This is a genomic window from Shinella zoogloeoides (genome assembly GCF_022682305.1).
In the GTDB taxonomy this organism is placed as follows: domain Bacteria; phylum Pseudomonadota; class Alphaproteobacteria; order Rhizobiales; family Rhizobiaceae; genus Shinella; species Shinella zoogloeoides_B.
In genome coordinates this window covers 2808914-2832290 of record NZ_CP093528.1, presented here as the reverse complement: position 1 = coordinate 2832290, position 23377 = coordinate 2808914, and the positions used below count along the sequence as shown (strand labels likewise).

Annotated in this window: 25 protein-coding genes and 1 tRNA gene; 13 read left to right on the top strand and 13 right to left on the bottom strand. The window is 63.9% G+C overall.

What is annotated here, in order from left to right; translation table 11 throughout:
- Position 1: 1 nt before the first annotated feature.
- On the bottom strand, positions 2 to 886 hold the full coding sequence (locus tag MOE34_RS14120) for a DMT family transporter (protein ID WP_242217830.1): 885 nt from the start codon (positions 884 to 886) through the stop codon (positions 2 to 4).
- 217 nt (positions 887 to 1103) lie between these two features.
- On the opposite strand from MOE34_RS14120, the gene MOE34_RS14115 reads away from it, so the two are divergent.
- Positions 1104 to 2399 carry an adenylosuccinate synthase gene (locus MOE34_RS14115; RefSeq protein WP_242217829.1) on the top strand — a complete coding sequence of 432 codons (1296 nt, stop codon included), beginning with the start codon at positions 1104 to 1106 and terminating at the stop codon, positions 2397 to 2399.
- Between the two features lie 69 nt (positions 2400 to 2468).
- Positions 2469 to 4664, top strand: coding sequence for a hypothetical protein (locus tag MOE34_RS14110; RefSeq protein ID WP_242217828.1), 2196 nt, complete (start codon positions 2469 to 2471; stop codon positions 4662 to 4664).
- Between the two features lie 72 nt (positions 4665 to 4736).
- Here the strand turns inward: MOE34_RS14110 and rpoH are convergent, their stop codons facing one another.
- Both rpoH and MOE34_RS14100 read right to left on the bottom strand, forming a co-directional pair.
- The gene (rpoH, locus tag MOE34_RS14105; protein WP_242217826.1) at positions 4737 to 5642 is read right to left on the bottom strand and encodes an RNA polymerase sigma factor RpoH; all 906 of its coding nucleotides are present in this window, start codon (positions 5640 to 5642) and stop codon (positions 4737 to 4739) included.
- 241 nt (positions 5643 to 5883) lie between these two features.
- A complete protein-coding gene (locus tag MOE34_RS14100) occupies positions 5884 to 6927 on the bottom strand; it encodes an RluA family pseudouridine synthase (protein WP_242217824.1) in 1044 nt (347 codons plus the stop codon).
- Positions 6928 to 6962: 35 nt separating this feature from the next.
- On the opposite strand from MOE34_RS14100, the gene MOE34_RS14095 reads away from it, so the two are divergent.
- Together MOE34_RS14095 and MOE34_RS14090 are read left to right on the top strand one after the other, a co-directional pair.
- Positions 6963 to 7352: a hypothetical protein gene (locus MOE34_RS14095; RefSeq protein ID WP_242217822.1), complete on the top strand. Its 390-nt coding sequence runs from the start codon at positions 6963 to 6965 to the stop codon at positions 7350 to 7352.
- Positions 7353 to 7357: 5 nt separating this feature from the next.
- Positions 7358 to 8188 (top strand): TrmH family RNA methyltransferase, encoded by an 831-nt coding sequence (locus MOE34_RS14090; RefSeq protein ID WP_242217820.1) that lies wholly within the window; start codon positions 7358 to 7360, stop codon positions 8186 to 8188.
- A gap of 108 nt (positions 8189 to 8296) precedes the next feature.
- Here MOE34_RS14090 and MOE34_RS14085 read toward each other — a convergent pair whose 3' ends face one another.
- The 3 genes from MOE34_RS14085 to MOE34_RS14075 form a co-directional block, all read right to left on the bottom strand.
- Positions 8297 to 8827, bottom strand: coding sequence for a dihydrofolate reductase family protein (locus MOE34_RS14085; protein WP_242217818.1), 531 nt, complete (start codon positions 8825 to 8827; stop codon positions 8297 to 8299).
- 121 nt (positions 8828 to 8948) lie between these two features.
- Entirely contained in the window at positions 8949 to 10079 is a 1131-nt protein-coding gene (locus tag MOE34_RS14080; protein ID WP_242217816.1) for a hypothetical protein, read from the bottom strand.
- Between the two features lie 149 nt (positions 10080 to 10228).
- A complete protein-coding gene (locus tag MOE34_RS14075; RefSeq protein WP_242217814.1) occupies positions 10229 to 10807 on the bottom strand; it encodes a DUF1134 domain-containing protein in 579 nt (192 codons plus the stop codon).
- A gap of 215 nt (positions 10808 to 11022) precedes the next feature.
- Here MOE34_RS14075 and chpT point away from each other — a divergent pair, with 215 nt between their 5' ends.
- Positions 11023 to 11679, top strand: a complete 657-nt coding sequence (gene chpT, locus MOE34_RS14070) for a histidine phosphotransferase ChpT (protein ID WP_242217812.1) — start codon at positions 11023 to 11025, stop codon at positions 11677 to 11679.
- A gap of 118 nt (positions 11680 to 11797) precedes the next feature.
- Positions 11798 to 12160, top strand: coding sequence for a response regulator (locus MOE34_RS14065; RefSeq protein WP_242217810.1), 363 nt, complete (start codon positions 11798 to 11800; stop codon positions 12158 to 12160).
- A 146-nt stretch (positions 12161 to 12306) separates the two neighbouring features.
- On the opposite strand, the gene ctrA is transcribed toward MOE34_RS14065, so the two are convergent.
- Positions 12307 to 13005: a response regulator transcription factor CtrA gene (gene ctrA / locus MOE34_RS14060; protein ID WP_064331096.1), complete on the bottom strand. Its 699-nt coding sequence runs from the start codon at positions 13003 to 13005 to the stop codon at positions 12307 to 12309.
- A gap of 529 nt (positions 13006 to 13534) precedes the next feature.
- On the opposite strand from ctrA, the gene MOE34_RS14055 reads away from it, so the two are divergent.
- Positions 13535 to 13885 (top strand): flagellar export protein FliJ, encoded by a 351-nt coding sequence (locus MOE34_RS14055; protein WP_160785324.1) that lies wholly within the window; start codon positions 13535 to 13537, stop codon positions 13883 to 13885.
- Positions 13886 to 13976: 91 nt separating this feature from the next.
- Here the strand turns inward: MOE34_RS14055 and MOE34_RS14050 are convergent, their stop codons facing one another.
- The gene (locus MOE34_RS14050) at positions 13977 to 14258 is read right to left on the bottom strand and encodes a GNAT family N-acetyltransferase (protein WP_242217808.1); all 282 of its coding nucleotides are present in this window, start codon (positions 14256 to 14258) and stop codon (positions 13977 to 13979) included.
- 188 nt (positions 14259 to 14446) lie between these two features.
- On the bottom strand, positions 14447 to 14722 hold the full coding sequence (locus MOE34_RS14045; RefSeq protein WP_160785326.1) for a DUF1153 domain-containing protein: 276 nt from the start codon (positions 14720 to 14722) through the stop codon (positions 14447 to 14449).
- Positions 14723 to 15159: 437 nt separating this feature from the next.
- Here MOE34_RS14045 and MOE34_RS14040 point away from each other — a divergent pair, with 437 nt between their 5' ends.
- From MOE34_RS14040 to MOE34_RS14030, 3 genes are all read left to right on the top strand, one after another.
- Complete coding sequence (locus MOE34_RS14040) at positions 15160 to 15912, top strand: helix-turn-helix transcriptional regulator (protein ID WP_242217806.1); 753 nt, start codon at positions 15160 to 15162, stop codon at positions 15910 to 15912.
- Between the two features lie 136 nt (positions 15913 to 16048).
- Positions 16049 to 17281, top strand: a complete 1233-nt coding sequence (gene mnmA, locus MOE34_RS14035) for a tRNA 2-thiouridine(34) synthase MnmA (protein WP_431522383.1) — start codon at positions 16049 to 16051, stop codon at positions 17279 to 17281.
- Between the two features lie 132 nt (positions 17282 to 17413).
- Positions 17414 to 17490 (top strand) — tRNA-Met (locus MOE34_RS14030).
- A gap of 73 nt (positions 17491 to 17563) precedes the next feature.
- Here MOE34_RS14030 and MOE34_RS14025 read toward each other — a convergent pair.
- The 3 genes from MOE34_RS14025 to MOE34_RS14015 form a co-directional block, all read right to left on the bottom strand.
- Positions 17564 to 17773 (bottom strand): hypothetical protein, encoded by a 210-nt coding sequence (locus MOE34_RS14025; RefSeq protein WP_242217804.1) that lies wholly within the window; start codon positions 17771 to 17773, stop codon positions 17564 to 17566.
- Between the two features lie 352 nt (positions 17774 to 18125).
- Positions 18126 to 18548 (bottom strand): hypothetical protein, encoded by a 423-nt coding sequence (locus tag MOE34_RS14020; RefSeq protein WP_242217803.1) that lies wholly within the window; start codon positions 18546 to 18548, stop codon positions 18126 to 18128.
- Between the two features lie 330 nt (positions 18549 to 18878).
- On the bottom strand, positions 18879 to 19322 hold the full coding sequence (locus MOE34_RS14015; RefSeq protein WP_242224019.1) for an Lrp/AsnC family transcriptional regulator: 444 nt from the start codon (positions 19320 to 19322) through the stop codon (positions 18879 to 18881).
- A 245-nt stretch (positions 19323 to 19567) separates the two neighbouring features.
- Between MOE34_RS14015 and ctlX the strand changes: the two genes are divergently transcribed.
- From ctlX to MOE34_RS14000, 3 genes are all read left to right on the top strand, one after another.
- Positions 19568 to 20497 carry a citrulline utilization hydrolase CtlX gene (ctlX, locus tag MOE34_RS14010; protein WP_242217802.1) on the top strand — a complete coding sequence of 310 codons (930 nt, stop codon included), beginning with the start codon at positions 19568 to 19570 and terminating at the stop codon, positions 20495 to 20497.
- Between the two features lie 130 nt (positions 20498 to 20627).
- Positions 20628 to 21512 (top strand): 4-hydroxy-tetrahydrodipicolinate synthase, encoded by an 885-nt coding sequence (gene dapA, locus MOE34_RS14005; protein ID WP_242217801.1) that lies wholly within the window; start codon positions 20628 to 20630, stop codon positions 21510 to 21512.
- Between the two features lie 71 nt (positions 21513 to 21583).
- Entirely contained in the window at positions 21584 to 22468 is an 885-nt protein-coding gene (locus MOE34_RS14000; protein ID WP_242217800.1) for a hypothetical protein, read from the top strand.
- A 30-nt stretch (positions 22469 to 22498) separates the two neighbouring features.
- On the opposite strand, the gene MOE34_RS13995 is transcribed toward MOE34_RS14000, so the two are convergent.
- Positions 22499 to 23371: a polysaccharide deacetylase family protein gene (locus MOE34_RS13995; protein ID WP_242217798.1), complete on the bottom strand. Its 873-nt coding sequence runs from the start codon at positions 23369 to 23371 to the stop codon at positions 22499 to 22501.
- Positions 23372 to 23377: the final 6 nt, after the last annotated feature.

The following is a 23377-nucleotide window of genomic DNA, read 5'->3' as shown; positions in this document are numbered from 1 at the left end:
GTCAGGTCTTCGGTCGTCCCCATTCGGCGATGGCAATGCCGCCGAGCACGAGGAGAAGGGCGACGCCGTGGAAGGGATGCATCGTCTCGCCGACCAGCAGGACGGACAGCAGCGTGCCGAAGACCGGAATGGCGTTGATGAAGAGACCGGCCCGGTTCGCGCCGATCATCTCGACGCCGCGCACATAGAGCACCTGCGACAGCAGCGAGGGGAAGATGCCCGCATAGAGCACGATGGCCCAGCCGGTCGCATCCGGCAGGATGGTGCCGCCGCGCGATAATTCCCAGAAGAAGAGGGGAATGGCGCTGAGAAGCGCGCCGAAGGCGGGGGCGGCGATGAAGCTCTGCCAGCTAAGGGCCGGCTTCCAGCGCAGCGCGATGGTGTAGCCGGCATAGACGATGCAGGCGAGGAGGATCAGCAGGTCGCCGAAATTGAACTCCAGTTCGGCGAGCGCCGAGAATTCGCCGTGGGCGGCCGTTATCAGGACACCGATCAGCGTGACCGCGAAGCCGACGATCTGGGCGACGGACGCCTGGATGCGGAACAGGATGAAATTGAAGGCGAAGATCAGCATGGGAATGCTGGCCTGCTCGATGACGGCGTTGATGGCGCTGGTATAGCCGAGCGCCGTGTAGAGCAGGGCATTGAAGGCGGTGAAGCCGAAGACGCCGTAGAGCAGCAGCTGGAGCCAGTGCTTGCGGATGACCGGCCAGTCGCGTTTGACCTGCGGCATCATCAGGGCGAGGATCACCGAAAGGGCGACGATCCAGCGGAAGGTCGTCAGCACCATGGGGCTGACATGGCCGACGGCGAGCTTGCCCGCGACCGAGTTTCCGCCCCAGAAAAGCGATGTGACCGTCAGGTAGAAATAGGCTCTCGTGTTCAAGGCGGCAGGTCCGTGTGGCAGGGCAGGCGCGGGCGGGTGGTCCGGATACGGTAAAAAAGCGCGCTACGTCATACAAAAAGCGGATATGGGCAAAAAGCGGATGCAGGCCGTCATAACAGGGTCGCATTCCCAAAGACAACACAGTATAGATGCGCGGGTTTCAAGTCAGGCGCGCGCATGTCTTCATGCGCCCGCGCGCGAAAACGGGAAAGATGAAATGGCAAGTGTCGTGGTTGTCGGTTCGCAGTGGGGTGACGAAGGCAAGGGCAAGATCGTCGACTGGCTTTCCGAACGGGCGGAAGTGATCGTTCGCTACCAGGGCGGCCATAATGCCGGCCATACCCTCGTCATCAACGGCGTCAGCTACAAGCTTGCCCTGCTGCCGTCCGGCCTCGTGCGCGGCAAGCTCAGCGTCATCGGCAACGGCGTCGTCGTCGATCCGCACCATTTCGTCACGGAAGTGGAGAAGCTGCGCGCGCAGGGCGTGGCGGTGACGCCGGAGGTGCTGCGCATCGCCGACAACGCTCCGCTCATCCTGTCGCTGCACCGCGATCTCGACGCGCTGCGCGAGGATGCGGCCTCCAGCAACGGCACCAAGATCGGCACGACCCGCCGCGGCATCGGCCCGGCCTATGAGGACAAGGTTGGCCGGCGCGCCATCCGCGTGATCGACCTTGCCGAGCCGGAAACGCTGCGGCCGAAGATCGAGCGGCTGCTGACGCATCACAATGCGCTGCGCCGCGGCATGGGCCTTGCCGAAATCTCCATCGAATCCATCGAAGAGGAGCTGACCTCCGTCGCTGCGCAGATCCTGCCCTATGTCGACCGGGTCTGGGATGTTCTCGACAAGCACCGCAAGGCCGGCGCGCGCATCCTCTTCGAGGGCGCGCAGGGCGCGCTGCTCGACAACGACCATGGCACCTATCCGTTCGTCACCTCGTCCAACACGGTCGCCGGCCAGGCGGCCGCCGGCTCGGGCCTCGGCCCGACGGCGATCAGCTATGTGCTGGGCATCACCAAGGCCTATACGACGCGCGTCGGCGAAGGGCCGTTCCCCTGCGAGCTGGACGACGAGATCGGCAGGCATCTTGCGACGGTCGGCCGTGAGGTCGGCGTCAATACCGGCCGTCCGCGCCGCTGCGGCTGGTTCGATGCCGTGCTGGTGCGCCAGACGGTCAAGACCAACGGCATCAACGGCATCGCGCTCACCAAGCTCGATGTTCTCGATGGCCTGGACGAGCTGAAGATCTGCGTCGGCTACAGGCTTGACGGCAAGGAGATCGACTACCTGCCGGCGAGCCAGAGCCAGCAGGCCCGCGTCGAGCCGGTCTACATCACGCTCGAAGGCTGGAAGGAATCGACCGTTGGCGCACGGAGCTGGGCAGACCTGCCGGCCCAGGCGATCAAGTATGTCCGCCAGGTCGAGGAGCTGATCGGCGCGCCGGTCGCCCTGCTTTCGACCAGCCCGGAGCGCGACGACACCATACTTGTGACCGACCCGTTTGAGGACTAATCTCAAGTTCAACACCAGTTCCGTGACCTATTCCAATGGGATAGCGCATGGACACGACGGAAAGTTCTGATGGCGGATTTTGTAGCAGTCATTCGAAGGGCCGTGGATGGCCTCTCGGACAACAATGCCGAGATGCGGCAGAAGGTTTACGAGAAGGCGCGCGGCGCTGTCCGCCGGCAGCTCGAATCCATGAACCCGCGCCCTTCCGACGACCTCATGAAGCGTCAGCTCGACAAGCTCGAAGCGGCGATCGTGGACGTCGAGACTGACCATGCCGAGGCGCTTCCCGCCGAGGAACCCGCGTTCGTGCCCGTCGAGGAGACTGTCCGGGAAGAGGCTGTGCCGCCGGCCGAATCGGTGACGGAGGAACCCGTTGCCGCCGAGGAAGTGGAGCCGGAACCTGTTGCGGCCGAAGCGGAAGCCGGCGAAGAACCTGTCGAGGAGCATGGTGCGGAAGACGCGCCCGCCGTCGAGGAATCCACCGCCGAAGAGGTCGTTGCCGAGGAGCCGCCGGTCGCCGAGCCGGAAGCCGGGCCTGTGGCCGTCGAGCCGGAACCCGAAGCCTTCCCGCAGGAACAGGCCTTCCACGACGAACCGGTCGTCGTTGCGGCCCATTCCGAGCCGTCCTGGCAGGTGGAGGCCGAGCCTGCGGCGGACTACGTGCCCTCCTGGCAGGAGCCGGAGCACGACATCGCCGCCGAAGCCGGCGCCGAGGCCTTTACGGCCGCCGAGCCGGAACCGCAGGTCTTTCCCGTTCACGATGAAATGCTGCCGGAGGCCGCTCCGGTCGCCGAGGCGCACATGCCGGCCGCCGAGTCCCAGTGGGACTGGAGCGAGGCGGCCGCGACCACCATCGCATCGGAGAGCCACCAGCAGCCGTCCACCGCCGCCGATATCGACCCGCTGGCCTGGGAATGGCCGGGCGACAAGACCGTGCCGGTCGAGGACAAGCCGGCGCAGGCCGCACAGAAGAACGACTGGCATGATCTCGATGATCTGATCGGCGTCGCGCCGAAGTCGGAAACCGCAGCCGCTGCGGCAAGCGTGGCGACGGCCGGTTCTGCCGCTGCCGCATCGTCGATCACGGCCGAGACGGCACGCGCGCCGCAGCGCTCCTTCCGGGCGGAGCCGCGCAAGTCGCGCCTCAATCTCGGCGCGCTTGCCGCGACGGTCGCGCTGCTCGCGGTTGTCGGGGGTGCGGGCGCGGCTTACTGGTTCAACCGGGATACGGTGAACGGCTGGGTCGAAGAGAAGGTCGCGTCCTTCACGACGGACAAGCCGGCCGAGACGCCGAAGGCGAGCGATACCGCCGAGGGCGGCCGCAGTCTGCCTGCAAACACCACGCCGTCCGATACCGCACAGACGACGCCGCAGACCGGCGAGGCCGCCAATACCGAGGTCGCCTCGGCCGAGAAGAACGGTGGGAAATTCACCCAGCGCCTGCTGACGGACGGTTCGGAAGTGGACAACGGTCCGGCGCCAGCGCTCGATGGCGGCTCTACGGAAGAGGGTAAGTCCGTGGCTGCGCAGACCACGGAAACGGCTGATGCCGGCGGCGCTGCGGCGGGCTCGGGCGGCCAGACGCCTGCTGCCGGCACCGATACCGCGCAGCAGACACCGGCCGACACCGGCACGAGCGCTGCCGCGACGACCGACACGCAGACCCCTGCCGCGACCGGCGAGCAGGCGGCCGCCATCGGCGTTACGCAGAAGATGTTCCTCTACGAGGAGCGCCTCGGCCAGACGGCGCCGACGGCGATCGAGGGCACGGTGGTCTGGTCGACTGCCGAGGAATCGCCGGGCGGCGACGCCAAGCCGGAGCCGGTCGTACGCGCGCAGATCAATGTGCCGACGAAGGGCCTGACGGCGCTGGTGACCTTCCGCCGCAACGCGGACCGGTCCCTGCCTGCAAGCCACATCATCGAACTCGTCTTCTCGCTGCCGGAAAGCTTCGAGGGCGGCGGTATAGAGAGCGTGCAGCGCGTGGCGATGAAGCGGACCGAACAGGACCGTGGCGACGCCCTGATCGCCGTCCCCGCCAAGATCACCGACGATTTCCACATGATTGCGCTCAACGACTTCCCCGAGGCGATCGCCAAGAACACGGATCTGCTGCGCACGCGCTCGTGGATCGATATTCCGATCACCTATCGCAACGGCCGCCGCGCGCTGCTGACGCTCGACAAGGGCACGGCCGGCGCGGAAGCCTTCGACAAGGTGATGCGGGCCTGGGCAGCGGCCGACAAGGCTGGCGGCGGCCAGTAAGGTCCTCTGGAGGATAAAAGAAAGGCCCGGCAGCGATGCCGGGCCTTTCTTTTTGCGGATTGTCGTTCGGCCTTATGCGTCCTCGATGACGCGGACGGCGCGGGCCTGCTCGGCGGCGTATTTCTGCACCGCTTCCTGCACCTTCTCGAAGGCGCGGACCTCGATCTGGCGCACGCGCTCGCGGCTGATGTCGAACTCGCTGGAAAGCTCTTCCAGCGTCACCGGGTCCTCGGCGAGGCGGCGAGCCTCGAAGATGCGGCGCTCGCGTTCGTTCAGTACGCCCATGGCGCGGGCCAGCATGGCGCGGCGCGTGTCGAGTTCGTCCTGCTCGATCAGCGTCTGTTCCTGGCTGTCGTGGTCGTCGACCAGCCAATCCTGCCACTGGCCGGATTCGCCTTCACCTGCCTTGATCGGCGCGTTCAGCGAGGCGTCGCCGGAAAGGCGGCGGTTCATCGAGACGACCTCGTCCTCGGAGACCTTCAGCTTGGTGGCGATCTCCTTGACCTGGTCGGGACGCAGGTCGCCGTCCTCAATGGCCTGGATCTTGCCCTTCATGCGGCGCAGATTGAAGAACAGGCGCTTCTGGTTGGCGGTCGTGCCCATCTTCACCAGCGACCACGAGCGCAGGATATATTCCTGGATCGAGGCCTTGATCCACCACATGGCATAGGTCGCGAGGCGGAAGCCGCGCTCGGGGTCGAACTTCTTGACGGCCTGCATCAGGCCGACATTGCCCTCGGAGACGACTTCGCCGATCGGCAGGCCGTAGCCGCGATAGCCCATGGCGATCTTCGCCACGAGGCGAAGGTGGCTTGTGACGAGCTGATGGGCGGCGTTGCGGTCGCCGTGCTCCTGGTAACGCTTGGCGAGCATGTATTCCTGCTGCGGCTCAAGCATCGGAAATTTGCGGATTTCATCGAGATAGCGGTTGAGACCACCTTCTCCAGCCGTGATAGACGGCAGCGTATTGCGGGCCATTCAGCACCCCTTTCTGAGACGGCTTCCATTCCGGCAAGCCTCGGTACGGAGCTTGATCCTGAAGACCGGATCCCCGTCAGCGACCATGCTCCCCGTGGGTCGTCATGGCGACCCCACCGATCCTAAAGATAGGTATGGCGAAAGGATGATTCAAGGCGTCACGCGCCTTCACGGCTGCGTGAAGACGGGGCGGGAAAAGGATTGGCGGCACAGCTACAAGATGGGGTGCGGTGCCCGGAAATCAAGGGTCCGTGGCTTCGTCCATGATGCGCAGGGCCTTCAGCAGCCGCTCCATGTCGGCCGGTGGCGGGGCCTCGAAATGCATGGTCTCGCCGGTGGAAGGATGTTCGAACTGCAGCAGGAAGGCGTGCAGCGCCTGCCTGCGGAAGCCGTTGACGACCTTGCGCGCCTCGTCCGGCAGGCGGTTCGCCTTCGTCTTGAAGGCCGCGCCATATTCGGGGTCGCCGATCAGCGGATGGCCGATATGGGCCATGTGCACGCGAATCTGGTGCGTGCGGCCGGTTTCGAGATGGCATTCGACCAGCGAGGCGAGGCTGGTGCCGTCCTCGGTCTCGCCATAGCGCTCGACCACTTCGTAGTGGGTGATCGCCTCGCGGGCGTCGTCGGCGTCCTCGCGCTTGACGGCGCGCTTGGTGCGGTCCGCGCCGCGGCCGAGCGGGGCGTCGACGGTGCCGCGAAGCTGGCGCGGGCGGCCCCAGACGACGGCCTGGTAAGCGCGCTCCAGCGGGCCGGTGCGGCCGTGGTCGGCGAACTGGTCGGAGAGATGGCGGTGGGCGAGATCGTTCTTGGCGACGACCATGACTCCGCTCGTCTCCTTGTCGAGCCGGTGCACGATGCCTGGGCGGCGGACGCCCCCAATGCCGGAAAGGCTTTCGCCGCAATGGTAGATCAGCGCATTGACGAGCGTGCCCGTCCAGTTGCCGACGGCCGGATGCACGACGAGGCCGGCGGGCTTGACCAGCACGATCACGTCGTCGTCCTCGTAGAGCACATCGAGCGGGATGTCCTCGCCTTTCGGTTCCGGGTCGCGCGGGGCGGGCATGGTGAATTCGATGACGTCGCCGGGATGCACCTTGCGCTTCGGCTCGGTCATCACCGTGCCGTTGACCACGGCCGCGCCCTCCTCGATCAGCGCCTTGATGCGGCTGCGCGAATAGTCGCCGGCAAGCGTCGCGGCAAGCCATGCGTCGATGCGCCCCTCCGCGTCTTCCGGCGCGGTCAGGACTTTTCTTGTTGCCTCGGCTTCTTTAAAGGGGTCGGTCATCGTTCAACTATACTCATTGCCGGAAGGGCGCTGCCATGTCCCACATCGAAACCGACGATCAGGAAGACAAGCCGCTCGACCCCGTGATGGAGAATGTGCGTCGCAAGATGATGCGCCTGCAACTCGTGTCGGGCGGCATCATGCTTCTGATGTTCATGGCCGTGCTCGCGGCCATTGTCTATAAGATCAACACGCGCGATGGCAAGCCGCAAGCCGCCGTTTCGGCCAGCGGCGGCGTGGTGCCGAGCGATGCGCCGGTCAAGGCGACGGCGGCGCTGCCCGACGGCTTTACCGTTTCGGCCGTGTCGCAGTCCGCCGGGCAGGTCCTGTTCTACGGCGTGACGGCCGATGGCGCGCGCAAGGCGTTCCTCTTCGATATCGCGGCCGGCCGCACTGTCGCCGAGATCGACGTTACGGGCAAGTGACGCCGATGGCGGCCGAACCGGTCCGTATCGACGATCCCGCCGATCCGCGCATTGCCGGCTTCGTGTCGATCCGCGAGCGCGACCTGACCGGCCGCGAGGGCCTCTTCATCGCGGAAGGCACCGTCGTGCTGCGCATGCTCGGACAGGCGCAGGCGCGCGGCAACGGCTTTGCCGCCGAGGCGATCCTGCTGCTCGAAAGCCGCCTTGCGGGCATCGCGGAGGTGCTGGCCGCCTTTCCGCCGGCTGTTCCGGTCTATATCGCCTCGCAGGCCGTCTTCGACGCGATCGCCGGCTTCAACATGCATCGCGGCGTGCTGGCGCTCGGCCGCAAACCGGCTGCGGAGATCGGTGCATCGCTTCTCGCCCGCCTGCCCGAGACGAGCCTTGTGCTGGCCGGCTGCGGACTTTCCAATCACGACAATGCCGGTTCGATCTTCCGTAACGCGGCGGCCTTCGGCGCGGATGCGGTATTTCTCGACGAAACGTCCTGCGATCCGCTCTACCGCAAGGCGATCCGCGTTTCGGTCGGCTCGGTGCTGACGGTGCCGTTTTCGCGCGGGCTGTCCGGCGAGGCGATGCTGCGGGGGCTGGCGGAGGCCGGCTTCGATATCTGGGGGCTTTCCCCGCGCGGCGAGGTTCCGGTCGCGACCATTCCGTCAGCGCGGCGCATCGCGCTCGTGCTGGGCACGGAGGGGGAGGGGTTGCCGGAAAATATCCTCTCATCGTTCCGCACGGCGCGCATCCCGCAACGTCCGGGCCTCGACAGCCTCAATGTCGCGACGGCAAGCGGCATCGCGCTCTACCAGATAGCCTTGGCGATGGGGCGGGTAGCCTAAAGCATTTCCGGTGAGTTCCAGTTCACCGGAAATGCTTTAGCTTTTTGTTTTACCGCAGTATCCGACGCCGAAGCGATCCCGCTTCGGCTGGAAATGCTCTAGCCGCGACTAGGCTGGAACATAGGTCAGCCTGACCACATCTCCGGCGATGCGCTCGTTCGCCACGAGGCGCAGCGGCGGCCGCGGGCCGGCGAAGAGCGGTTTGCCGTGGCCGATGACGACGGGATGGATGTACAGCCGGTATTCATCGACAAGGCCGAAGTCGGTCAGGCTTTTCGCCAGTTCCGGGCCGGCGACCTCGATTTCCCCGGCAAGCTCGGCCTTCAGTCCCCGTACCGCCGACTCGATGTCGCCCGCGAGAAGCGTGGCGTTGGGGCCGACGGATTGCAGCGAGCGCGAAACGACCCATTTCGGCTGGCTCCGCCATGCCGCCGCGTAATCGCGCTCCGCCTCGTCCCATTCCGGGCGGTCGTCGTCCCAGTAACGCATCACCTCATACATGCGCCGGCCGTACAGCACGCCGGCAAGGCCGCGCATGTCGTCGATGAAGTGACGGAAGAGCGCGGGGTCGGGCGCGAATGCCGTGTGATCGACATATCCGTCCAGGGATTGGTTCAAAGCGAAAACGAGCTTTGCCATGCCGTGGGACTCCTCCCGAACCCTCCAGGCGAGGGCGATGCCATGCGGAAACGATGCCAGCTACGACCTGCCGCGTTGCCGTGCCGGGTTCTCGCCCGATGGCTATTGGCGGATCGATCGGTCAGCCCTCGTCGCGGCCGATCTTTTCGCGCACGCGCCGGGCGAGGCTGCGCTCGTCGCCTTCAAGGCCTGGGTCGATCGTGGCGATCAGTTCATGCACCGGCGAGCCTGCGCCTTCCCGCGCGGCCGTCAGCACGATCATCTTGCCGGCGAGGTCGGCCATCTCTTCGCGTAGCGCCGCGTCGTTCGTGTCGGCCTTGGCGGCGAGAAGCCGTTCGGTCAGGGCGGTTCCCTGATTGCGGGCTTCCTCTTCCAGCGCGGCGATATCGATGGGGGGCACGGTCTGCGCTTTCTCCGGCCGGCGGCCGGCAAGCCGGCTCGTCGAGATCGTCCGCGCAAGGCCGGTGGCGCGCACCGCCTTTACCGCTTCCTTGTTTTCGGCCGTCAATGTCTTCACCTTCTCGCGCAGGCGGTCGATTTCCGCGATGCGCCGTTCGATTGCGTTGTCCTTGTCGGCGTTGCCGGCGACTTCCCGCGTCAGCTTGGTTTCGAGCTGGCGCACGCGGCCCTCTTCGCGCGACAGGCGCACTTCGAGTGAGATCGCCTTATCGCCGGCCGCTTTCAGGTCCTGGCGCAGCTTGTCCCGCTCGTCCTTCAGGTTGCCGATGCGGCTCTTCAGGTTCTCCATCGCCGTTTCGCGGGTGGCCAGGTCGATGCGCATGCTGTCGAGGTCGGCATGAAGATGGCTGACGCCGGCGAGCTTGGCGCGCATGTCCCGGTCGGCGGCCACCAGCGCGGCGCGAAGCTGCTCGCTCTTCATCTCCTCACGGCGCAGGGCCGAGCGCATGTCGCCGGCCTCGATATTCATGTCGGCGATCTGGGCGTGCAGTTCGGCGTTTTCCGTGGCGATCCCCGCGGCCTCGGCCAGCAGCTTCTCGTTCTTCACCACCTGAAGCGTATGCCTGTCGCGCTCGCGCCGCACGTTCTGGGCAAGGCGTGCGTTTTCTGCGGCGAAGGCGGCGCGCGCCATGTCCTTCTGCGCGCGCACTTCCTGCGGGCTGAGCGGCATGGTGGCGCGCATGCGCTCTTCGGTGAACTTGACGATGCGCTTCTGGATCGCCGGTGCGACGAGCAGGCCGGTCAGCGTGGCGGCGAGGAAGCCAAGCGCGAAGAGGAGGGCGTACTCGATCACGGGTCAACTCGTTCCAAACATGGCCCAAAATGGGTCTCGAACGAGCGCACTATAGCGGCTCGTTCGAACTTGCACAGGGGCGATTCGTCGAAATCAACGCTTGCTTGGTTTGACGGATGATAAGCCCGTTTCATTCGATCCGAGGAGGCTCAGAAGGGGTTCCAGGTCGGCTGGCGCGTCAGCTTGAGATAGCCGGCATTGATGCCGATGCGGGCGCCGACGCCGGTGCGGATCGGCACGAGCACGATATCCCGGTTGACATTGACCTGCATGCCGAGGCCGGCGATCACATAGGCCGAGCCGGAGACGCCGCCGAAGCGGTCGTAAAGCGCGTTCACGTCGGGCAGGTTATAGACGAGCATCATGGTGCGGCTGCCCTGTCCGCCCCAGTCGAGGCCGAGCGACGGGCCTTGCCAGAAGACGGAGTGCTGGCCGGCATTCTTGGTGTTGAGCGTGCCTTCGCCATAGGTCAGGCCCGCGACGAAGGCGCCGGAACCTTCCTGGCCGAGGATGTAGCCGTTCGGCAGCCCATAGGATTCGAAGGCGCGTTCGACCACCTTGGCAAGGGCGCCGGAGGTCTCGCCGAAGAAGCCGTGGCCGGCATCGACGATCTCCTGCATGGAATACTGGTTGCTCTGCTGCGCCCTTGCGGGCAGGGCCATGAGCAGGATGGCGCAAAGCGCCGCCGCGATCCTGAATGCCGTCGTGGCCGGATGTGAAATAGCCATGTCCGTTCGCCTTCCTGTGTTCGGCCCCGTTCCTTCCGCAATTTGATCCGATGGTCTTAATAATCGGTTTACCAAATGTGGTGTCATTATGGCTGTCATGAGATAGGGCACGCCTCGCGCAATCGTGGCGTGCTATGCGTCGTGCGGAATGTTGCCGCGCGCGCCCTTGGCGAAGCGTCCCGCGATGAATCGATGCGTGGATCTGGGAGAATTTTATGGCGAAAAATCCGAACCTTACGCTGACCGGTCCCGATCTGGCAGCGCTTCTGTGCAGCCGCGTCTGCCATGACGTCATCTCGCCGGTCGGCGCGATCAACAACGGTCTCGAGCTGCTCGACGAGGGCGGCGCCGATGCCGAGGCGATGGACCTCATCCGCACCAGTGCGCTCAACGCATCCGTCCGGCTGAAGTTCGCGCGGCTTGCCTTCGGCGCTTCCGGCTCCGTCGGCGCATCGATCGATACGGGCGAGGCGGAAAAGGCCGCGCGCGATTTCGCCGCCGCCGAGAAGAAGACGGAAATCACCTGGAGCGGGCCGCGCGCCATCGTCGCGAAGAACCGCGTCAAGCTGCTGCTCAACCTCTTTCTCATCGCCTATGGCGCGATCCCGCGCGGCGGCTCCATCGACGTGACGCTGGAGAACCCGGAATTCGACGCGGTGTTCAAGCTCGCCGTGAAGGGCCGCATGCTGCGCGTGCCGCCGAAGTTCACGGAAATCCTCACCGGCACGCCGGAAGAGGCGGTCGACGCCCATTCCATCCAGCCCTACTACACCGTGCTGCTCGCCGACGAGGCCGGCATGGAACTCGACGTTTCCGTAAGCCCGGAAGAGATCGTCTTCTCGGCGCGCATGGCAGAGCCGGCCGCCGAGTAGGGTTGCGGAGCGGCCACGGTTCGTTAACCATGGCCGCTAACGCTTTGTTTTCCAGGCGCCGGTAGAGTTGCACCTTGTATCGTTCCCGCTTTCCGAGCGGGAGACCTAGGAGCAGCTAATGCAGCGGTTGATGATCGCCGACAGTTCCGATGTCGTCCGTAAGGTCGGCAAGCGTATTCTTTCCGGTTTCGATTTCCTCGTGCTGGAAGCCTCGAGTTCGCTTGAGGCGCTGGTGCGCTGCGAGGCCGAACTGCCCAATATCCTGATCGTCGACGCCACCATGGACGGCGCGCTGGAGCTGATCGCCAATATCCGCAACCTGCCGCAGGGCAAATCGGTGCGCATCTACTACTGCGTGGTCGAGGCGGACCTGAAGAAGATGATGATGGGCAAGCGCGCCGGCGCGGACGACTTCCTGCTGAAGCCGTTCGACCGCAAGATCCTGACCCAGGTCTTCGGCAATCTGTCGATCGCCGCCTGAAACGATCCTAGCGCATAACGAAATATCGGCGCGGCCGCTCGAAGGAGTCGGCCGCGTTTTTGTTTTGCGCTTCAAGCCGGCGTCCAGGCAAAAGAAAACCCGCCGGCAAGCGGCGGGTCGGATGTCGTTGAGCGGGGAGGGCGCTATCAGGCGCTTTCGAGATAATCCCCGTCGGGTTCGCGCAGCACGTAGCCGCGGCCCCAGACCGTCTCGATGTAGTTTGCGCCGCCGGCGGCGTTCGCCAGCTTCTTGCGCAGCTTGCAGATGAAGACGTCGATGATCTTCAGCTCCGGCTCGTCCATGCCGCCATAGAGGTGGTTGAGGAACATTTCCTTGGTGAGCGTCGTGCCCTTGCGCAGCGAGAGCAGCTCGAGCATCTGGTATTCCTTGCCCGTCAGGTGCACGCGCTGGCCGCCGACTTCGACGGTCTTGGCGTCGAGATTGACGATAAGCTCGCCCGTCGAGATGACCGACTGGGCATGGCCCTTGGAGCGGCGCACGATGGCGTGGATGCGGGCGACCAGCTCGTCCTTGTGGAAGGGCTTGGTCATGTAGTCGTCGGCGCCGAAGCCGAGGCCGCGCACCTTGTCCTCGATGCCGGCCATGCCGGAGAGGATCAGGATCGGCGTCTTGACCTTGGAAAGGCGCAGCGTGCGCAGAACTTCATAGCCCGACATGTCGGGGAGATTGAGATCGAGCAGGATGATGTCGTAATCGTACAACTTGCCCAGATCGACACCTTCCTCGCCGAGGTCGGTGGTATACACATTAAAGCTTTCGGACTTCAGCATCAGCTCGATGCTCTGCGCCGTCGCGCTATCGTCCTCAATGAGTAGAACCCGCATATCTGTCCCCTTTTCCGCCGCCCAAGGTACCTGGCCCCCTACGCGATACGGATCCAGTCGTTGCCTGATTTGGAGGCTGCCACGAAATGGTTAACAAATCCTGATTCACTTTGGCAAGGTGTATCGATCTGTTAATTATTTTAGGCAGACTCCTGATTTTACGTATGAATCAGAAATGTGTCTCTTAAGTTCTCACTTTAGGAAACACAGCTAACCGACTCTTTCGACTCATCAATGCGGGCACCTCTTTTTTCGTGATCCGCATTTACCGAGCCTTAAATCATCGCACCTATGATTAACGATGCCCGTAAACGAAAGGTTACCAGCGGTAGGATTTCATTAATCTCGCTGAATTTTTTTTACGGTTCGGCAGGGTTTGTCGCGTTACGGGTGGGAATGCCGGTCGCCGGCGCACGGAAAAACGTCGTGCTTCGGGGACTGATTTGGAATGCGGGGCAGGCGTTCGCCAGTGTTTTCGGCGGCCGTTCGCTCCAATGCCGGGGTCTCGCTATCCACGGGAGTATTGCGTATGAAGTCGCGTGAGAGCCTAGTTCGCCTGAAGGAATTTCAGGTGAAAGACAAAAGACGGCAGCTGGCCCAGCTTCAGCTTATGATGTCCGAGTTCGAACGGATGTCGAAGGAGCTGGAAAGCCAGATCGCCATCGAGGAAAAGAAGTCCGGGATCACCGATCCCAGCCATTTCGCCTATCCGACCTTCGCCAAGGCGGCGCGGCAGCGTTCCGACAATCTCCAGGTCTCCATCCGGGAGTTGAAGGTGCAGCAGGATGCGGCCGAACTGGCGCTGGAAGAGGCCGAGGCGGAATTCGCCAAGGCTTCGGCGCTGGAGGAGCGCGACAACGCGGTGCGCATGCGCGCCTGATCAGGCGCCGGTCCGCTCCGTTCAAGTTTGAAGAACCCTCGCGATCGGCCGGAAGGCCGCTCACGAGGGCTCTTCGCGTTGCTGTCTGCGCTCAGAGGGTGACGACGTCGCGCCAGTCCTCGTGGCGCATCGCCTGTGCCCGGAAGAAGGGGCAGAGCGGCATGATCTTCCAGCCGCCCCTGCGGGCTTCTTCCACCGCATGCGCCGCCAGCGCCTGGCCGATGCCCTTGCCGCGCAACGCGTCCGGCACGCCGGTGTGGTCGACGATCACGAGTTGCGGGGAGGCGCGGGAATAGGTCACTTCCGCCTCGTGCCCTTCGACGGTGACGTGATAGCGGCCCTTCGCGCCGGTTTCTTCGTGCAGGATGTTCATGGATCGGCTCCTCGCTGCGTTGCGTCGGAGCTATCCTTGCCCGTCTTCGGACCGCCCGCAAGGCGCGGGGCGGTGAACGGTCCGTGCTGCATCGGCGCATCGCGGGAGCGTGCGTCGAGGACCGGGCCTTTGCAAACGCGACTGCGGCCGCGCAGGGCGCGGCCGCAGAAGGCAGTGTCGGGAAATGTCTAGTGGCGGTATTGCTGGATGCGCGTGGTGCGCAGGCCGGCAAGGCCGTGGTCGTTGATGGAGGACTGCCAGGACAGGAATTCTTCGACCGTCAGCGTATAGCGGTCACAGGCTTCTTCGAGGCTGAGGAGGCCACCGCGTACGGCGGCGACGACTTCTGCCTTCCGGCGGATCACCCAGCGCCGCGTGTTGGCCGGCGGCAGATCGGCGATCGTAAGAGGGCTGCCATCGGGGCCGATGACGTATTTAACGCGGGGTCGTATCAGGTCGGTCATTGGACTCTCTACATAAACTCAAGACCATATGGCGGGACTGTAGCCTGCCACATTTAAGATTTGCCTAAGCGCATACTAACAATTTTCTAATCATTTGAGCGGGTTCGCCGGCGCTGCCGATTTGCGGGAAGTCCTGCCTTCCCTAGCGTTCGCCGGCTTTTCGCCCGCGCCGCCCGCATGGGAGCCATGCAAATATTTCATTTCCATTTTATTCAAATGCTGCTAATACGCCCCAAAATTCGGAGGCGGCGTCGTGTTGACGCCACCGGAAGCCTCCAGGCCGCATCCAAACGTATTGCCTCCGCAAGCTGTCTCCCACAGGGAAATGGCTTCTGCGGCGTTTTTTCTCGCCGCCTGACTGAACGGTGCGCCCGAAATTTTCCGGACCGAGAATACACCCAAGCCCGGCGCGATCCGCCGGCTGTTGGAAACGGAAAATGAGAGACCCAGAAAAGATGCTCTCGCAGCAGGGTGGTTGGTCGCCCGAATTCCTGTCGCCGGCCAATATCGAATCCGTGCAGACCGAATACGAGGTGCTGCACCTCATGCGCCAGTGCGCCAATCATTTCGGCTTCGGCCATTTCCTGGTCGCGCGCTTTCCGGCCGACGACCGGCAGCGGTTTTCCGAGCGCTTGCTCGTCAGCAACTGGCCGGCCGATCTGGTGCGCAAATACGACGCGCTGAATCTCTTCCATGTCAGCCGGCTTGCGCTGGATACCGGCATGACGAAGCTGCCGGTGCAGGGCGACAGCGCGCTGCTGGCGCCTGCCGACTGGGAAAGCGCACAGGCCGGCGAGGCGATCGCGCTTGCCGAGAGTTACGGCCTTTCGGTCTCCACCGCGCTCCTCATGCATTCCACGGCCTGCGATCCCTATCTCATGGTCTTTTCCGGCACGCGCGGCCTGCTCGCCCGCCCGGAGCTGAAGGAACTGCATTTCGCGGCTCTCCAGCTTTTCGAATGCCTCGAGAAGACCTTCGTGGGGCTGGCCGCGAACCGCGAAAAGCTCTCCAGCCGCGAGGTGGAGTGCCTGCGCTGGGCGGCGGCCGGCAAGAGCAGTGACGAGATCGCCATCATCCTCGGCATCTCGGTCTATACGGTGAGCAGCTATTTCAAGAGCGCGACCCGCAAGCTGCAGGCCGTCAACCGCATGCAGGCCATCGCCATCGCCCTGCGTCTTCGCCTGATCTGATCCCGGTTCGCGCGGGCAGGGGGCTTTTGCGCCTTCTCTTGCCCTCGGTGCGGCAAGTTTCTATATGTCGCCCGAAGGGCATTCCGCCGAGCGCGGCATGCCGCAACGGCCGGGATCGGCCCCAATTCAAAGGTGTATGACGGCAGCGCCCGCGCACCGGAACGGACCTCGCGTGAACAGTCTCGATTTCGATCGCAAGCCCGAAGATACGCGTGTCGTCGTTGCCATGTCCGGCGGCGTCGACAGCTCGGTCGTGGCCGGCATCCTGAAACGGGAGGGCTACGACGTTCTCGGTATCACGCTGCAGCTCTACGATCACGGCGCCGCCGTGCACCGGGCCGGCTCCTGCTGCGCGGGCCAGGATATCGACGATGCGCGCCGCGTTTGCGAAACCCTCGGCATCCCGCATTATGTCCTCGACTACGAGAAGCGTTTTCGCGAGACGGTGATCAATCCCTTCGCCGAAAGCTATATCGCCGGCGAGACGCCAATCCCGTGCGTGGCCTGCAACCAGACCGTCAAGTTCGCCGATCTTCTGGCCACCGCCCGGGAACTCGGCGCGGACGCGCTGGCGACCGGCCACTATATCCGCTCGCGCGCCAATCCGGCGCCGGATGCGCCGAACCGGAGGGCGCTCTATCGCCCGGTCGATGCCGAGCGTGACCAGAGCTACTTCCTCTTCGCCACGACGCAGGAGCAGATCGATTACCTGCGCTTCCCGCTTGGCCACCTCTCCAAGGCCGAGACGCGCGCGCTTGCCGAGGAGATGGGCCTCGTCGTCGCCAAGAAGGCGGACAGCCAGGACATCTGCTTCGTGCCGCAGGGGAAATATTCCGACATCGTCAACAAGCTGAAGCCGAATGCAGCGCTTGCCGGCGAGATCGTGCATATCGACGGCCGCGTGCTCGGCCGCCACGAGGGCATTCTGCATTACACAATCGGCCAGCGCCGCGGCATCGGCATCGCCACCGGCGAGCCGCTCTACGTCGTCTATCTCGACGCCCGCTCGCGCCGCGTCATCGTCGGCCCGAAGGAAGCACTCGAAACCCGCCGCCTCTACCTGCGCGACATCAACTGGCTCGGCGACGGCGCTCTTGAAACCGTCTCCGCCGCCGGTTTCGATTGCTACGCCAAGGTGCGCTCCACCCGCCCGCCGCGCCCCGCTCGTCTTCAGGCGAACGAGGCTGGTATCTATGTCGAGCTTGCCGAGGGCGAGCCTGGCGTCGCGCCCGGCCAGGCCTGTGCGCTCTATTCCGGCGAGGGCGAGGATGCCCGCATCTACGGCGGCGGCTTCATCCTGCGCTCCGAGCGGGAAGCGGCGGCCGAGGACGCCCTGAGGCGCATCCTCTCCACCCCGGCCGCGGCCTGAAAAGCCGCGCCGGCCAAAGCCTTTGCGGACAAAGCGATTTTTCTCAAAACCGCGCTTGACACCCGCAGGAACCCCGCCTTATAAGCCGCCCACCGGACGGAAACGGACATCGTTCCAAGCGTCCTTTCGGGCGGCGGAGTAGCTCAGTAGGTTAGAGCAGAGGAATCATAATCCTTGTGTCGGGGGTTCGAATCCCTCCTCCGCTACCACCGATCCCCCCCCCCCAGCTGCGATTGGCCTTCACGGGGTTTCCATCATCGTTCAGGAACGGCTCAAGCGAGCTTACAACCTCCATTCAACCTTTCCTGTCTCCGTCTTGCGGACCGTGATGGAATGCACCAGTTCCCGGACCAGCCGGGGGAGTTCGCCCATATCGTCCAGCGCCTGAAGGACGACTTCCGTCTTTGCCCTGCTTTGCCGTAGCTTGTCGGCAAAATGCCTGATGGCGCTCGGCAGCACGACGATGTTGCTCGCTTCAGGCAGGGAGCGCAATTCGCGCTCAAGGTCTGCCCGCTCTTCGGCCTGTTCCTTGATACGCTTGTCGATGACGCGGGTGTCTCCAGCCTACGCATGAGCATGTCCGTCAGACGCTCGTTGTCCTTTTCGATCTCGGCAAGCTGCTTGTCTAACTGCCTGCGGCGGCGGTCCTCACGCTCGGCATTGGCATGCAGTTTTTCCATGTATGCTTGCGCATAGCGATGGATTTGATCCGGGGTGGCAAGCTCACGGGGCAGGCTGTCGAGGAACAATTCTTCCAGGTCCTCCAAATAATGGATATTCGGGTCAGGGCATGGAAGCGGTGCCGGTCGTCCGGCGGGCCGAGCACGACCGGCCACCTGCGATGTCAACTCATCCGGACGATGTTCCGGTCGAGCTTGCGGATGTCGCTCTTGAGGCTCTGGAACGTGGCATTCGGGATTGCGCCCTTATGGGCGCTGGCGACGCTCACGGCCCGGTGGCGGATGCCGCTGGCCTCGCCTTCGAGCTTGCGCGCTGCGCTGGCGGAAAGCCTGTGCATGGTCTCTTCCTGCCGGATATTTCTTTCGGCTGAGCGTAGGCTAGCGAGAACCCGGTCGAGGTGCGCTTTTGGGACCATCGCCGGTTTTGCCTGTGCCGGCACGGCCTGCACGGACATCTGCGGACCGGCGTAATCGTGGTCGTCGGAAGCATACTGGTGGCTCTCGTGCAGGCCGGCAGCAAAGGCGCCGCCGGTGGCGAGCGAAAGGGCGAGGGAGGTGAAGACGATGGTTTTGAATGTCGAGCGCATGGTGCTGTCCTCGATGGAAAGGCGGGCGCATCGCGCCTGCCCGCAGGCTGTCCGGTGTCGTCGCGTCGCGGTTTGTTTCCGCCGGCGGCATCCAGCCTGACATTATCTATAGGCCCGCATATCCCCTCGGGTCATGTTACAATTAAATAAAGTTTCGGGCGACCTTCTTGCCAAAATCCTGCCCGGATTGAGGAGGTTGCGTCTTGGTCCGGCTCAGAAAAAATTCCGAATTGTACCTATTTCAGTCGCTGAGAGGGTGCGGAGGCCTGTTGAGGATGACTGACCGATGTCGGACGTTTAGCGCGGCAAAGCCCCTTCCACCGGCGATCATCAGACGCTGCTCAGCAACAGGCTTGTCTCGCTGTTGGCGACACCGTCGACCATCCTGACCTCGCGCAGGACACGGTCGAAATCCGAAAGGCTGGCCGCGCGGATGTTCGCGACGAGGTCCCAATTGCCGTTTGTCGTATGCAGCGCCTGAATTTCTGAAAAGCCCCGGAGCTTGCGGATAACCTGGGTTGTCGACTTTCCCGAGACCTCGATCATCATGACCGCAAGGACATTGTGCGCGTCGTAATCATCCCGTACGCGAACCGTGAAGCCGAGCAAGGTGCCCGTTTCCATGAGGCGGTCCAGGCGGCTCTGGACCGTTCCGCGCGCCACGCCAAGCGCGTCGGCCAGTTTGGCAAGGGATGCACGGCCGTCGCCGCGAAGGTGGGCGATGATCCGGCGATCCAGATCGTCCGGCATATATTTCGCGATTGGCTTCTGCATTTGCCGAATTTTACATTTTTGTTGCGCATATTGTCCAGTTTTATCTCGAAAATGGCATGAATCTGCGCTTTCGGTCAACATTTCCGATGATTAGCCTCTTCTTTGGCAGTCTGCAGAGGAGGCATCCATGGCCGTACCGTTTCAGTCGAGGAAAGTGCTCGTTCCTTTCGTCAGCATAGGGTTTGTCATCGGGGATTTTCCCGCGCCTGCACGCGTCTGCAACGCGTGCGGCAAGAGGTAGAAAGATGAAGCGATCTTCCTTCTCCATCCAGGCGCCGTCCGCGGTCGTCATGGTTCGTCCCCACCACTTCACCGTCAACACGGAGACCGCAGCCGACAACCGCTTCCAGGCGCCCGGCGATGCCGGCGAGGACTTTGCGGCGGCGGCCCGCGAGGAGATCACGCGCGCTGCGCAAACGCTCGAAAGCTACGGCGTCACCGTTCATCTTTTCGAGGACGAAGGTGCGGAAACGCCAGATTCCGTCTTGCCCAACAACTGGTTCTCCACCCATGCGGGCGGCCATGTGGCAATCTATCCGATGAAGGCGGAAAGCCGCAGGCGGGAGCGGCGGCGCGACGTGATCGAGATGCTGAAGGCGCGTTACCGCGTGCAGGACGTCATCGACTATTCGGGGCTGGAACCGGACGGCCTGTTCCTGGAGGGGACGGGGGCGATGGTGCTCGATCACATCGACCGGGTGGCCTATGCGGTGCGTTCCGACCGTACCAACCCGATCGCGCTCGAACGCTTCTGCACGCATTTCAATTTCGAGCCGATGGTGTTCGATGCGTGCGACGACAACGGCGTGCCGATCTATCATACAAACGTCCTGATGTGCATCGCGACCGGGTTTGCCATGCTCGGCGACGCCATGATGACCGACAAGGACCGGCGCGACGAGGTGATCGCCCGGCTTGAGCGGTCGGGCCGCGCCATCGTCAGGCTGACGAACCGGCAGATCGGTCAATTCGCGGGGAATGCTTTGGAGTTGCAGGCGCGGGAAGGGCGCATCCTGGCGCTTTCGACGACGGCGCTTGCCGCGCTTAATGCCGATCAGCGCGCCTTGATCGAGGAAAGCGCGACGATCGTCCCGCTGGATATTCACACCGTCGAGCGCGCCGGCGGCTCCGTTCGCTGCACTCTGGCAGGGGTTCACCTGACGCCGCGGAAATAGGGCTGCCGGATATGGAAAGGGATTTTGGATGATTTCATATTTGCTAGTTTTATCTTATTTTATTGCGTAATTTTCCAACATTGTCTATCTGTCGGGGTGATAATCGCAATTTATCGGATAAATCGGCAAAATGAATAAAATTCGCTCTGGTGCTTACACCGCTCTGGTCACGCCTTTCACCCCGGATGGCGAGGTCGATTGCGATACGTTCGTCCGCCTGGCGGAACGGCAACTCGCAGCCGGCATCAGCGGGCTGGCCCTCTTCGGCTGTACCGGGGAGGAGGCGACGGTGCCGCTCGAGGACAGGCAGCGCGCACTGCGTGCATTGCGCCGCCGTCTGCCGGCGGAGGCTGTGCTGGTTGCAGCGGGCGGGGCGAGCGACACGCGCACTGCCGTCTCGCTGTCGCGCGCGCTGGCGGAGGAGGGGGCCGATGCGATCCTGTCGGTCGTGCCGCCCTACAACCGCCCCATGGCGCAAGGCATCTTCGATCACTTCACCCGCATTGCAGAGGACAGTCCGGCTCCGGTTATCCTGTCGAACGTTCCGGGCCGCACCGGCAGAGCACTCGATCTCGACACGACGCTCGCCCTTGCCGGCCACCCCAATATCGTTGCGGTGGATGAAGGTTCGGGTGATCTCGGTTTCACCATGCGCCTGATCCGTGCGGCGCCGGAAGGCTTCCTGGTCTTTTCCGGTGAGGACGAGCTGACGCTGGCCATGATGGCGCTCGGCGGCGCGGGCGCGTTCTCGCTCGTCTCCAATCAGGTGCCCGGAAAAGTAGCAGGGCTGGTGGCGCATGCGCGGGGCGGCAGGCTCGACGCGGCGCTGGCGATCCACAACGAGATCCTCGACCTCGCCGCTTTCAACTACTGCGAAACCAATCCCGCGCCTGTCAAGGCGGCCCTCGCCATGATGGGGCTGCTGGAAGAGCATCTGCGGTTGCCGATGACGGCACTGTCCGACGCCAACCGCAAGGCTATGCGCGACCATCTCGTCCGGCTCGCCCTGCTCTGAGCGATCGACATCCTTGAACCATTGCTTTCCGCGGTGCGAGCGCTGCCGTGGAAATGGAACGGAGAATATGCATGACATCGAAGGTTCTGTTCGTCGTGAATATCGATGGAGATCCCGATCCCGAAACGACGCCGCCCGATAATCCGGCCGTGATGCTGAAATATGCAATCATGAAGCGGATTGTCGATGACCATGCCGGAGGCAAGGGATCGTTCTGCGTCCAGACCAGTCCGATGTATCGCAGGCGTTTCTTCGAAAGCCCCTTCATCGATTTCTGGCATGAATGGGTAAAGGGCGGGGGGGATCTCGCGCTTCATCCGGAGGAAGACCTGTACTGCCGGCCGGAAGAGCGCCTGCCCATGGGCACCTATTATGAAGATGGCGAGCGCATGGGCGAAGTGATCGCCGATGGCGTGGCCTCGCTCGCCGGGCTTGGCCTGACCTTCGCCGCCTACAAGAACGGATACCAGGCGCAGACGCTCGCCATGGCGCGGCACATGAAGGCGGCAGGGATCGGCATCGACCTTTCCTGCGCGCCCGGTCTCTTCTGGCCGGAGAAGCTGGCGGACTGGCGGATGGCTCCACTCACGGCCTTCCATATGTCGTCGGATCGTCTCGGCGAGCCGGCCTCGCCCGATGAGGCGGATCCGCTTTTCGCGATTCCGGTCGGTTGGAGCGGCCTGCCGTCGGATACGGCCAATCGACTGCTGAACACACAGTATCTGGTGAATGAGTTCTCCAACTACGAGGCGATCACGGCCGTCTGGGACGCGGTCGCGCGCCGTGCGGACGAGGAGGGGCGTACGCAGATCGTGTCCTTCCTCTGCCATACTTATACCATGGCCGAGACGGTCTATTCCGACCGCCTCAAGCGGTCGCTCGACTATATGGTGCGAAACGGTGGCGAGGCTGTGTCGCCCAGCGAGGCCCGGCGGCGTTTCGAAGGCGGGCGCTGAGCGTCTGCGATGATGAGGATCTCCGGCCGCTCAATCGAAAGGAAATGTTTCGACGGTCGGAGACCAGGCGCCCGACGCCATGAGCGAGCGCAGATGTGTGGCGATTTCGCCGAGCGTCGCGAACCAGACGTCGCCTTTTTCGCGCATCTCTCCGATCAGGCCGTCGATGGCCATGCAGCGGGACAGTCGGCCGCTCAGGAACGGATGCCAGACCGGTATCCAGTGGCCGCCATGGGTCCATGCGGCCTCGAATTCGGCTCGGAAAGTCTCCATGGCCTGCCGGGGCGAAGCTATCGGCGCGCCGGAGCGGAACATCTCGAAGTCGCCGTATTGCGTCCAGTCGTCCAGCGCAAGGAGACTTGGCAACTCCAGCACGTCGCCGCCTCCGGCGTCCTTGAGAAGGTAGGGAACCTCGTCGCCGAACAGCGAGGAATCATAGGCGATACCGGCCTCCGCCAGAAGCGGCAGCGTCCGGTGCGAAAAGGCGTAGCTCGGCGCGCGGTAGCCCCGGGGCGCCATGCCGGTCGCCTTGATCAGGGCCTCGCGGCCACGCCAGAAGGCGTCCCGCTCCTGCTCGTCGTCAAGGCTGTTGGGATCTTCGTGCAGATAGCCGTGATGGCCGATCTCGTGGCCGCCTTCCAGGATCTGCTCGATGATGCGCGGATAGGTCTCCACGCACCAGCCGGGCACGAAGAAAGTCTGCCGCAGGCCATGGCGCGCCAGAACGGAGAGAATGCGCGGCACGCCGGCCCGGGCCTCGAAGCGCCCCAGCGTGCGGGCCGCGATCATGCCGCGCGCGCTGGCCCCGAAGTTCTGCAGGAGATTGCTCTCGCCGTCCATGTCGAAGCTGAAGGCAACCGCGCAACGTGCGCCATGGGGCCAGGGGACCGGGTTCTGGAGCATCCGTGC